The sequence below is a fragment of the Labrenzia sp. 011 genome (assembly GCF_003075075.1).
Lineage (GTDB): Bacteria > Pseudomonadota > Alphaproteobacteria > Rhizobiales > Stappiaceae > Roseibium.
Window position 1 is genome coordinate 209870 of sequence record NZ_QCYM01000005.1, and the last position, 11953, is coordinate 221822.

Annotated in this window: 10 protein-coding genes; 7 read left to right on the forward strand and 3 right to left on the reverse strand. The window is 60.3% G+C overall.

Translation table 11 applies throughout. The annotated features are described in order from the left end of the window. Window positions 1-131: 131 nt before the first annotated feature. The gene (locus DCO57_RS08380) at window positions 132-1058 is read right to left on the reverse strand and encodes a LysR family transcriptional regulator (protein WP_244287907.1); all 927 of its coding nucleotides are present in this window, start codon (window positions 1056-1058) and stop codon (window positions 132-134) included. A 109-nt stretch (window positions 1059-1167) separates the two neighbouring features. Here DCO57_RS08380 and DCO57_RS08385 point away from each other — a divergent pair, with 109 nt between their 5' ends. From DCO57_RS08385 to DCO57_RS08415, 7 genes are all read left to right on the forward strand, one after another. Beyond that, window positions 1168-2514 (forward strand): extracellular solute-binding protein, encoded by a 1347-nt coding sequence (locus DCO57_RS08385; protein WP_165814688.1) that lies wholly within the window; start codon window positions 1168-1170, stop codon window positions 2512-2514. A 94-nt stretch (window positions 2515-2608) separates the two neighbouring features. Then, window positions 2609-3487 carry a sugar ABC transporter permease gene (locus tag DCO57_RS08390; protein WP_116698431.1) on the forward strand — a complete coding sequence of 293 codons (879 nt, stop codon included), beginning with the start codon at window positions 2609-2611 and terminating at the stop codon, window positions 3485-3487. Further along, window positions 3484-4323, forward strand: coding sequence for a carbohydrate ABC transporter permease (locus DCO57_RS08395; protein WP_116698432.1), 840 nt, complete (start codon window positions 3484-3486; stop codon window positions 4321-4323). Before DCO57_RS08390 ends, DCO57_RS08395 begins: the two co-directional genes overlap by 4 nt. Beyond that, window positions 4320-5378 (forward strand): DUF4432 family protein, encoded by a 1059-nt coding sequence (locus DCO57_RS08400; RefSeq protein WP_116698433.1) that lies wholly within the window; start codon window positions 4320-4322, stop codon window positions 5376-5378. The genes DCO57_RS08395 and DCO57_RS08400 overlap by 4 nt, the downstream gene beginning before the upstream one ends. 2 nt (window positions 5379-5380) lie before the next feature. Next, the gene (locus DCO57_RS08405; RefSeq protein WP_116698434.1) at window positions 5381-6913 is read left to right on the forward strand and encodes a sulfatase; all 1533 of its coding nucleotides are present in this window, start codon (window positions 5381-5383) and stop codon (window positions 6911-6913) included. Next, window positions 6913-7962, forward strand: coding sequence for a sn-glycerol-3-phosphate ABC transporter ATP-binding protein UgpC (gene ugpC, locus DCO57_RS08410; protein WP_116698469.1), 1050 nt, complete (start codon window positions 6913-6915; stop codon window positions 7960-7962). Before DCO57_RS08405 ends, ugpC begins: the two co-directional genes overlap by 1 nt. 83 nt (window positions 7963-8045) lie before the next feature. Next, window positions 8046-9257: an anaerobic sulfatase maturase gene (locus tag DCO57_RS08415; RefSeq protein WP_116698435.1), complete on the forward strand. Its 1212-nt coding sequence runs from the start codon at window positions 8046-8048 to the stop codon at window positions 9255-9257. 214 nt (window positions 9258-9471) lie between these two features. Here the strand turns inward: DCO57_RS08415 and DCO57_RS08420 are convergent, their stop codons facing one another. Both DCO57_RS08420 and DCO57_RS08425 read right to left on the reverse strand, forming a co-directional pair. Then, entirely contained in the window at window positions 9472-10908 is a 1437-nt protein-coding gene (locus tag DCO57_RS08420) for an NAD-dependent succinate-semialdehyde dehydrogenase (protein ID WP_116698436.1), read from the reverse strand. Window positions 10909-10940: 32 nt separating this feature from the next. Continuing rightward, window positions 10941-11948 carry a proline racemase family protein gene (locus DCO57_RS08425; RefSeq protein ID WP_116698437.1) on the reverse strand — a complete coding sequence of 336 codons (1008 nt, stop codon included), beginning with the start codon at window positions 11946-11948 and terminating at the stop codon, window positions 10941-10943. Window positions 11949-11953: the final 5 nt, after the last annotated feature.

Here is an 11953-nt window from a genome sequence, read left to right on the forward strand (position 1 = left end):
CGTCGACCCGAACGGCGCCGGTTGAGCGGCCCAGGGTCGGAAGCGGGAGGCAGTATTCCCGGGCCACGGGCAAACGTCAGGCAAGCGCGACGCAGGCCGGAGTTGACGCCGATGTACAATCCTTCACGGCTTCAGGCTGCAGTTTGCCGCAGTTTCAGGATCCTGGTCGACAGGGAGTCGATGAATTTTTCGATCAGCGGGTTGGTGAGTGCATTGGAACGCTGCACGATCCCGACCTTTCGTTCGAAATCAAATCCTTGCAGGGTGAAACGCCCGAACCCCTTGAATTCCGGCAGGTCGATATTTGTCAGTGGCGTCGCGCTCAGATAGTCGGTGCCGGTGAGAAACCGCTTCATCACGGATTCTGCATTTGTGGTGATCTTGACGCGCGGTGGCACCTGGTTGTGATTGATGAAATAGGCATCGAGTGCCTTGCGGGCAGGTTCCTCCATATTGGGGAAGATCCATTCGGACTTTGCCAATTGTGCCGGGCCGATTGCCTTTCCCTCGAACGGGTGGCCTGGATTGCATAGCCCCGTGAAACGGTCGGTGAACAGGATCTGGACTTCAAAGGCGCCGTCGTCGAATTCCGTATTTGCCATGCCGATGTAGAAATCGATGCGATTGTCCAGCAGAGCGCGGCGCAGGTTCTGGGCGTGGTCGGTCATCACGGTGAACTCGGCTGCGGGCAGCTGCTGATCGAGTTCATGCATCGTTTCCGACACGATGCCGACAAAGGAGGAACCGGTCCCGATGGCGATCCGCCCCGAGGAGCCCGCGGCAATGGCGGCAATCTCTGTCCGGCTTTGAACGACGTCGAGCAGTATGCGCCGCGCGTGCCGTTCCAGCGTCAGGGCATAGGCGGTTGGCTGCACGCCGCGCGGCAGGCGCTTGAACAGGGGCACCTGATAGTAGTTCTCCATGGAGATGATGCTTTTGCTCAATGCAGGCTGGCTTATGTTCACTTCCTTCGACGCGGCAAGAAGGCTTCCATGTTCAAGGACCGCGATGAAGTGACGGAATTGTCGTATGTTTATCAAAACCTTGCCCCACCACACTTCTTTCGGCGTCTCAACGTATTCCAACAGGTTAGACAAATCAAAAGAAAAGAAGATTGTCGTTGTACCGACAACATATGATCATGCCGGGGCTTCTAGGGAGGGAACTATGAAACTATTAGCACCGATTTATCGGTCCGCCGCACTGTCTGCGATGGCCGCTCTCTGCTTCACGACGGCTTCCGTGAGTTATGCTGACGAACTGGCGCCAATCAATATCGTCATCAACCAGTCGCCCTGGCTGGATGGGTTTGCGGGCCTTGTCCGCCGCTACGAAACCGAGACCGGCAACAAGGTCACGCTCGACGTGAACCCCTATGCCGGCAGTCTCGAAAAGCAACGCAATGCGGTTCGTTCCGACCAGAGCGAATATGACATCCTGATCGTCAATGGCATCTTCTATCCGGAAATGTATCACGGAGGGTTTCTGGAGCCGCTGAAGAATATTGACCCGGATTTCAAACTCGATCCGCAGATCTACACCTATGACGACACGGTTTGTTTCGATGCGGTGAACAAGACGGTGAATTGCGAAACCGGCGATCTGCTGACGATTCCGGTCAATCCCAACATCACACTGATGTTCTACCGCAAGGATCTCTACGAACAGAACGGATTGAAGATCCCGGAAACCTGGGACGAGCTGATTGCCAATGCGAAGGCCCTGCACAACCCGCCGGAAATGATCGGTATGATGCAGCGCAGTGCGCGTGCAACCATTTCCATCACCTGGGATTACTGGCCCTATCTGATCAGTCATGGCGGATCGCTGTTCCGGGATGAAGGGAACGGGGATTTCTTCATTACGATCAACAGCCCGGAAGCGCGCGAGGCGCTGGAAACCTATGTGGCCATTTCAAAAGAGGTCGGACCGGAAAACCCCGCAAGCATGGAGCAGGGCGACCTGATCCAGTATCTGGTCACCGGGCGTGCGGCACATGCCGTCCTGCCGGCTGCGGCCCAGTCGCAAATGGATGATCCCAACAAGTCCATCGTTCCGGGCAAGATCGGCTACATGACGATCCCGCATGCGCCGGGCTATGCATCCGCGCCTGCTCTCGGCCATTGGCTGGGCGGCATACCCAAGAACATTCCCGAGGATCACAAGGTCGCAGCCCTTGCCTTTCTCGACTGGTTCCAGAAGCCTGAAACCCAGATCGCCTATGCGGAACTGGGGGGCTCGCCTGTCAGTGCCGCGGCATATGAATCCGACTTCGCCGACAAGCCGGAAAACCGCTACATGCTGACCATGCGCTCGGCTTCGCCCATGGCGCGGCGGTTGTGGACGATCCCGGAAGGCTCTGAAATCGTTGCCGTGCTGGAAGTCGGCCTCAATCGTGTGGTCGCGGGCGAGATTTCGGTCGTGGACGCGCTGAACGGCATGGCCGCGGAGATCGAAAAGATCATGGTCGATGCCGGTTATGACGTCGGCCGACTGCCCGATCTGGCAAACTGAATCCCATTCAACAGACACTGGCGGCGCCTGCCGCCGCCAGTTCACGCTTCCAGATAGATGTCGTGCAAGCTTGCCGACGGGGGACAGAAAGCCAATGGCTAATTTCAGGGGCCGTGGTTCGGCCAGATATTTCTCCATACTGCCGGCCTTCCTGTTCCTGGCGCTGCTGTCCGCGCTTCCGCTGTTCAACCTCTTCGCGCTCAGTTTCGCCGAGGTGTCCTGGTCGGGCGGACAGTCGACATGGACCTGGGTCGGCCTGAACAACTATCTGGCTCTCGGGTCGGATGCGCTGTTCAAGGCCGGTATCCTCAACACCGTCATTCTCGTTGGTGTCGCCACCACCGCACAGGTGACCATCGGACTGATGCTGGCACTGGCCTGCTCGCGCGTCGGCCGCCGCTCGCGGATCTATCGTACCTTGTTTTTGCTGCCCATCCTTATTCCCGGCATCATCATCGGCGCCATCTGGCGGCTGATGTACAATTACCAGTTCGGCGTCGTGAACCAGATCATCGACCTCGTCGGCCTGGGCCCTGTCGATTGGCTCGGGTCATCGTCACTGGCGCTGATGTCGGTGATTATCGTCGATATCTGGCATTGGACTCCCTTTTCGTTTCTGTTGCTTCTGGCGGCGGTGGAAGCCTTGCCAAGGGACGTGTCGGAAGCCGCGCAGATCGACGGTGCAAGCAAATGGACGGAATTCCGCCGTATCTCGTTGCCGCTGCTGTGGCCCGCCATCTTCACCACATTCGTTTTTCGCGCCATCATCGCCTTCAAGGTCTTCGATGAGGTCTACCTGCTGACGGGCGGTGGTCCCGGCACCGCGACAGAGGTGATCAGCTTCACGATCTATCAGCGCTTCTTCACCCAGGACAATCCGGGATACGGGTCTGCCATGTCCGTGACGGTAATCTTCATCATCGCGGCCGTGATTGCCGTCGCCATGACCCGGCAGCGGAGCCGTAGCCAATGAGTACCCGTAGAAAACAAAATCTGTCGGTTGACCGCGCTCTGCTGGGATTCCTGTTTCTGGCGGCGGTGCTGACGATCGGACCGTTTCTGTGGATCGCGCTGGCATCGTTCAAAACCCAGATCGCATTGTTGATGGGAACGGTGAAGTTCACCCCCGTCAGCATGAATTATGACGAGGTCCTGTTCGGCAACACCTCCACCTTCGCACGGAACTTCCTGAACTCGGTTCTGGTGGCCTCCGCCAGCACGATGGCCGCCATGACGATCGGATTTCTGGCGGGCTATTCGCTTTTGCGCCTGCGTTGGCCGGCCTGGGTCGTCAACTTGTTCCTGCTGTGGGCGGTTGTCTTCAACCTGGTGCCCCCGGTGACCCTTGCCGGAGCCTGGTATGAGCTGTTCCGCGGAATAGGTCTGTCCAACGATACGGTTGCCTTGATCCTGGCGCACACCACCCTTCATTTGCCGATGGCGCTCTGGTTGCTGTCGTCATTCCTGCGCGAGATCCCGCGCGAGCTGGAGGAAGCGGCCTTCATCGACGGGGCGAGTTTCGTCAAGACCCTGTGGCGCGTGGTCATCCCGATCATGATGCCGGGTCTGGTGTCGACCGGCATTCTGGTTTTCATCTTCAGCTGGAATGAATTCCCTGTGGCGCTTGCCCTGACCAACAACACCTCGGCAACGGTGCCGGTCGGCATCGCCAAATTCGCACAGGAGAATGAGATCAAATACACCCAGATGGCGGCGGCCTCGGTTCTGTCCGCCATTCCGGCCCTGCTTGCCCTGCTGTTCGGCCAGCGCTACATCGTCAAGGGGCTGACTGCGGGAGCGGTGAAATGACAGCGCCCGATCTTGCGCGCATGCGCCGGCGCTATGCGAGCCTTGACGCCTATGCCGCGGTCCGACTGGTCACGCTCGGCGATGGAGCGGAACGCGGGGTGCGGGTTCTGGAATTGCGCTCCGGCGGCGGGCTGGAAGCGGAGATCGTCGTGGACCGCACCTTTGATATCGGTCGGCTGGCGCTTCATGGGGCCACCGTTTCCTGGCACGCCCCTTCGGGCTATCGCAGTGCCGCCCATATCGACGCTCACGGGGAAGACGGTCAGGGGTTCCTGACCGGAATGTCCGGCCTGCTCGCCACCTGTGGTTTTGACCATATCCGCCAGCCGGAGAGGGAAACGGCTTTTGATGCGCCGCTGCATCCGACAGCGCAAATTGCCTATCCGTTGCACGGCGGCGGTGCGCATCAGCCCGCGCGGCTCACCGGCTACGGACTGAACGAGGAGGGCCCGCGGCCATATATCTGGTGCGAAGGCGAGGTGACCCAGTCCATGCTGTTCCGGGGGACGTTGCGCCTGCGCCGGCGCATCGAGATGCCCCTGGGTGGAACAACCATCACGCTGGCCGATACCGTGACCAATATCGGCCCGACCGCCGTTTCCAGCATGATGCTGTATCACTTCAATCTGGGATATCCGCTGGTCGATCAGGCAAGTGTTCTGTCTATCGACCCGGCGGAGAAGGTCTGGAGTGGCGACGATCACGACGCCACTGCCCCCTTTGGCCAGCCGCCCGCCACACCGGTTTCGGAAATATCGGTCCACCGGCAGGCGGCACAAGACGGAATGGCCGAATGCCGGCTGCGCAATCCCGACACGGGACTGACCTTCAGCCTGGCCTATTCCATCGATACGCTTCCCTATCTCCAGGTCCTGCGGGTCAGGGGAGACGGTTACAATCTGATCGGCATCGAGCCCTGTTCCACAGCCGGGAGAACCCGCAAGGCAGCGCGTGAGGCCGGCGAGATGCCCATGTTGAGCCCGGGCGACAGCCGGCGGTTCTCGATCGAAATCGCGCTAAATTCCGAAATCCCCCAATCTGAGGTCACGATCTAGCCATGCGTGCGATATTTGTCCTGTTCGACACCCTGAACCGTCACTTTCTCCAGCCCTATGGCGCGGACCTGATGCAGACGCCGAATTTCCAGAGGCTCGCGTCCAAATCCGTCCGGTTCGACAATCATTACGTCGGAAGCCTGCCGTGCATGCCGGCGCGCCGCGATCTTCAGACGGGGCGGCTCAATTTCATGCACCGCAGTTGGGGACCGTTGGAGCCCTTTGACACGGCGATGACCCAGGTGATGAAAAAACAGGGGATCTACAGCCATCTTGTCACTGACCACTATCACTATTTTGAAGTGGGCGGCGCCGGTTATCCCAACGCCTTCAACAGCTTCGAGTTTCTGAGGGGGCAGGAAGGCGACTGCTGGAAGGCACATGTCGCTCCCGATCTCAAACGCTACCGGAAGCAATACCACGCGGCGCAATACAGTGAAAATCCGGGCGACCTGCCGCTGCACAACATGATAAACCGTGACTACATGCGCAAGGAGGCGGATTTTTCATCCGTCCAGTGTTTCGACCTCGGTTGCGAATTCATCGACACCAACAAGGACGCGGACAACTGGTTTCTGCAAATCGAAACCTTCGATCCGCACGAACCGTTTCATGCGCCCGAACGTCTGCGGGCCCGGTTCCCCACCGATTATGACGGACCGGTGCGCGATTGGCCCCCCTATGCACGTGTGAGCGAAGGGAAAGCCGAACCCGAGGAGATGCGCGCCAACTACAAGGCGCTGCTGGCGCATTGCGACGAACAGCTCGGCCGTCTGCTCGACAAGATGGATGCGCTGGACATGTGGCGCGACACCATGCTGGTTGTGTCGACCGATCATGGTTATCTCACCGGAGAGCACGACTGGTGGGCCAAGAACAGGATGCCGGCCTATCAGGAAATCGCACATATTCCGCTGTTCATCCATCATCCGGCCCATATGGATGCGATGGGACAGTCGCGTAGCGCGCTCAGTCAGACGCCTGATCTGATGCCGACATTCCTGGAGGCCTTCGGCTGTGACATCCCGGATGCGGTGCGGGGCACGTCGCTGTTGCCGGTGCTGTCCGATCCCTCCGCGCCGACCCATGAATGCGTGATTTTTGGCTATTTCGGCGGTGCGATCAACGTGACGGACGGCCGCTACAGTTACTTCCGGTATCCGGAAAACCTGCTGGATCAGACGCTTTACCAATACACGCTGATTCCCAGTCACATGCGCGAGCATTTCCTGCAGGCCGAAATGGCGAATGCGGAACTTGTTGGCGATCTCGCCTATGCGGATGGCTATCAGGTGATGCGGATACCGGTGATCCCGCAATCGCCCTGGTACAGCTCGCATGGACCTGCGGCCATGGAAGACGGCGTCACGTTGCTGTTCGATGTCCGCACGGACCCGCTTCAGCAAGAGCCGCTGCAGGATGCGGCGCTTCATGCCGCGATGGCGCAAAAGCTGGCCGGCGAAATGCGCCGGAACGATGCCCCGCCCGAGGCCTTCGCACGACTTGATCTGCCCCGTATCGCGGAGACCGCATGATGGCGACGCTGACCATACAATCCCTGCGAAAGTCCTTTGGAGCGGTCGAGGTTCTTCACGGGCTCGATGCGGATATCCAGGATGGAGAATTCATTGCCATCCTCGGGGAAAGCGGCTGCGGCAAGTCAACACTTCTACGCATCATCGCCGGGCTGGAGGATACGACCAGCGGGTCGATCTGCATCGATGGCACGGATGTCACGCAGCAGAGTCCGCGTGATCGCGATATCGCGATGGTGTTTCAGTCCTACGCCCTCTATCCGCACATGACGGTTCGCCAGAACATCGATTTTCCGCTGGAACTGATGGGCATCGACAAGGCGGACAGGGCAGGGCGCATCGCCGAAACGGCGAACCTGCTGAACCTCACGCCCTATCTTGATCGCAAACCCAGGGACCTGTCCGGCGGCCAGCGTCAGCGGGTCGCCATGGGGCGCGCGATTGTGCGTGAACCCAAGGTGTTTCTGTTTGACGAACCCCTGTCCAACCTCGATGCCAAGCTGCGCGTGCAGATGCGCAGCGAGATCCGCAATCTTCAACAGCGACTGAAGGTGACGGCGATCTATGTCACCCATGACCAGGTGGAAGCCCTGACCATGGCCGACAGGGTGATGTTGATGAACAAGGGCAAGATCGAACAATTCGCCCCGCCGCTGGAGCTGTACGATCACCCCGCCAGCGTGTTTGTTGCCGGTTTCGTCGGCTCGCCCGCGATGAATCTTGTCGAAGGCGAGGTCCGCGACAGGAACAGGATCATGGCGCTCGGCGCCGAGTTCCCCTACGCCGGCACCGGTGCGGGCGAGGTAACGGTCGGAATCCGCCCGGAACATGTGCGCATCGCCGAGCCCGGCGCAGCCCTGTTTTCGGGCAGGCTGATGTCATCGGAAAACACCGGGGATCGTCTGAACCTGTTGCTGGATGTTGCCGGCGAGGCGTTCCGGGTCAGTCTGAACGAGCGCCTGCAGCTGGCGCCAGGAGACAGCGTCCCGCTGTCGGTGCCTGATGACTGCCTGCATGTATTTGATAGGGCAACCGGAAAACGGATATGATTGCGATCGTCCTGCATTCGGTATCTGCGTGCCGGTTCCCTGCGCCGCTCCATGGCGCATTTCTTTAGGTCTGCAGGCGCGAAATGCAGCAGCCCCGCCCTTTCGGCATCCTGTCCAAACCGATCGGACCGCGCTGCAATATCGACTGCAAATATTGCTATTATCTTGAAAAGGAAAAGCTTTTCCCGGACGAGAAGAAGTTTCGCATGGCCGGCGACGTGCTGGAAAGCTATGTCCGTCAGGTCATCGAAGCGTCGCTCGAGGCGGGCATGGCCGAAGTGCCATTCGCCTGGCAGGGCGGCGAACCGACCATGCTGGGCGTGGACTATTTCCGCCGTATAGTCGCGCTGCAGAAGAAATTTGCACCCGGCGGGGTGAAGATTTCCAATGCGCTGCAGACCAACGGAATATTGCTCGATGACGACTGGGGCAGGTTTCTCCACGACAACGGGTTTCTGGTGGGCATCAGCATCGACGGGCCGAAAAGGATCCACGACCGTTACCGGCGCGACCGGGCAGGACGCCCGACTTTTGACGCGGTGATGCGCGGTCTGGAGATACTGCAGCGCCATCAGGTCGAGCACAACGCGCTGACCGTGGTGCACCGGGCCAACGGCGGCAAGGGCAAGGAGGTCTACAACTTCCTGAAGGGACTGGGGATTGTCTTCATGCAATTCATCCCGATCGCCGAACGCGGTCGGGGCGACGGTCTGGCGGGGGCGCCGCAGACCGACATGGATCCAGGAAACAGCGTCACCCCCTGGAGCGTCAGTCCGCGCGCATATGGCAAGTTCCTGTGTGATGTGTTCGACAGCTGGTTTCGCCGGGATATCGGCACTGTTTACGTGCAGCATTTTGACGTCCAGCTGGGATTGTGGCTGGGCCGTGGATCATCCCTGTGCGTCTTCGCCGAAACCTGCGGGAATGGTCTGGCGATCGAGCATGATGGCAGCCTCTATTCCTGCGACCACTATGTCTATCCGCAGTATCGGCTGGGCCGGATCACCGAGACACCTTTGCGCGAGATGCTGTGGACCGACCGCCAGCAGGAGTTCGGACGCCACAAGGCGGACGCTCTGACCGCTCAATGCAAGGCCTGCTCGTATCGCTTCGCCTGCAATGGCGGCTGCCCGAAACACCGGTTTGCGACTGCGCGCGACGGCGAGCCCGGTCACAACTATTTTTGCGAAAGCTATATGATGTTTTTCAAACATGCAGGTGAGCGTATGCACCGCATGGCAAGGCAGGTGTCGTTGGCCCAATCGACCTTTTTGCCGGGGCCGCCGGGGATCTGACGAAGGAACGTCAGCAACCGGCGGCCGCAACAATCTGTTCGGGCCACCCTGGAAAGCCGGGAGGGGGGCCGGGCTTTCCAGGGTGTGCCACTGGCAGATGCCGGTAGCATGTCGCGCCAGGCTGAATTCAGGGGGGCGCCCGATTGCATCCGCACTGCAAATGCCGTCTCGGGTCTTCTCCTCAATCCATGAGTGCGCCTGAACGCAACAGGCTTTAAAGCGCGAACTCGGTGACGAATTTCGTGCGCTGGAAGGCCTCGAGGCCTTCTGCCCCGCTCTCCGATCCGAAGCCGGATTCATTGACGCCGCCGAACGGTGTTTCCGGCGTGGACACGGCCATGTGGTTGACGCCGACCAGACCCGCATCCAGCGCTTCTTCCGTCCGTGCCGCCAGGGTTCCGCTGCGCGTGAAGCAGAAGGACGCCAGACCGTAGGGAAGGGAATTGGCGCGTTCAATCACCTCGTCAAAGGAAGAAAAGCTCAGCAGCGGCGCAATTGGTCCGAACGGTTCTTCCGAGAGAATCCGGGCATCTTCGGGAACATTCGTCAGCACGGTCGGTTCGAAGAAAAAGCCCCTGTTCGCCTTGCGCTTTCCGCCGAGGGCCACTTCGGCTCCCTTCGAAACGGCATCCTCGACGAAGCCTTCCATGACGTCGAGACGGCGTTCGGCGATCATCGGTCCCATCTGCGTGCCGGCGTCCAGTCCGTTGCCGACAACGATCTTGCCGGCGAGGTCCACGAAACCCGCGATGAAGTCGCTGTAGAGACTTTCGTGAATGAAGAAGCGCGTCGGCGAGGTGCAGACCTGCCCCGCGTTGCGGAACTTGAAAGTCACGAGGGTTTTCACGGCATGTTCCAGGTCCGCATCCTCATGAACGATCACCGGAGCATGGCCACCCAGTTCCATGGTGCTCGTCTTGAGGGTTTCCGCGGCCCGTTTCTGCAGCAGTTTGCCGACCGCCGTTGATCCGGTCAGGGTGACCTTCCTGAAGACAGGCGAAGCCAGAAGTGTACTGGAGACATGATCGGGGTCGCCGAAGACGACGTTCAGCACGCCGTCGGGAACGCCGGCTTCCTGGAAACAGCGGGCCATCGCGACGGCGGTTCCCGGGGTTTCCTCGGCCGGTTTCACGACGATGGAGCACCCCGCACCAAGCGCACCGGCGATCTTTCGGATCACGTTGCTGGCCGGAAAGTTCCACGCCGCAAACGCCACGACGGGTCCGACAGGCTCGCGCAGAGACATCTGGCGCACACCCGGCATGCGGGCGGGGATGATGCGGCCGTAGGCGCGTTTGCCTTCTTCCGCGTACCAGCGGGTCGCATCGGCGGCGAACTGGACTTCCGGAACGGCTTCGCCGAGCGCCTTGCCGTTTTCCAGCGTCAGGGTCCGGCCGATGGCGTCCTTGCGGGCCTCGATCAGCGCGGCCGCCTTCATGAGAATCTCGTAGCGCTGGATGGCGGTCATTGCCTTCCAGACCTTGAAACCGCGCTGGGCGGCGGCTGTTGCCTCTGCAAGATCCTGATCGCTCGCCAGCGGAACCTGTGCCAGCACCTCTTCGGTGGCCGGGTTGATCAGGTCGCAGGTGCGATTGTCGCTCGCCTGACGGAATTTGCCGTCGATCAGAAGTTCGATCTTTTCGTCATACATGTTTGCTTGACTCCTTTGGTCAGATCCATCCGTCATCGGCAGAGAAAGCCGATCGGCAGAGGGTCGTTTTCGGTTCGAATGAAAGTGTGCTGGCCGGTGATATGCGCGAGGCCTTCGATATACGGCCGGTACATCGGTGCGGCGCCGGGACCGGCCTGTTCGAGCGGCCTGGCGAGTGCGGAGAAATCGACATCGAGGATGTTTCTTGACCGGATGCGTTCGCCGCTGGAGATCTCGCCAAGCCCGATAAGTTGTGCCAGGCGCGCGGAGGTGCCGGTGCCGCAGGGGGAACGGTCAAACTTGTTGGCCGCAAGAACGACAAGCTGACGGCTCACGAGCAGACCGGCTTCGCGGGACGTGCGATAGAACAGGACACTGTGAACATGTTCGCCGGCATTCGGGATCCGGCCGAGATCGATCAGGGCATTGATTTCCGCCTTGATCCGGCTTCCGAGTGCCAGGGCGGCCGTTACGCCGGAAGGCTCCAGCGAGACGCCTGCCGCATCCGCCTCGACGAGCGCGTACCAGTTCCCGCCATAGGCGATGTCGCAGGTGAGCGGCATCTCCAGCGCCGGGATGCGAACATTCTGCGCTGCCACGAAGGCCGGCACATTGGCGAAACTTGCGGAGATCAGGCGGTTGCCGTCATAGGTCAGGGCCAGGTCCACGATGCCGGCGGGCACTTCCAGCGAGAAGGCCGCACGGCCGTTTTCGTCCGGTGACACCAGGCCAAGGTAGTCCAGCGTCGCCGCCAGACCGATCGTCGCGTGCCCGCACATGGGAAGGTAGTTGTAGGAGCCGAGGAAGAAGGCTCCGAAGTCGGCGACCTGGCTGCCTGTCATGACGGCTCCCACCATGGCGGAATGGCCGCGTGGCTCGTGCAGCAGCAAGGGTCTGAGTTCGTCGAGATTGTCCTGGAACCAGGCGTATTTCTCCGAAACGGTATCGCCCTCGAGGGGCGGCACCCCACCCGTGATGACACGGGTGGGGTGACCTGCCGTATGGCTGTCGACCGTCGTCAGCCTGCGCGTCGTCGACATGGGAA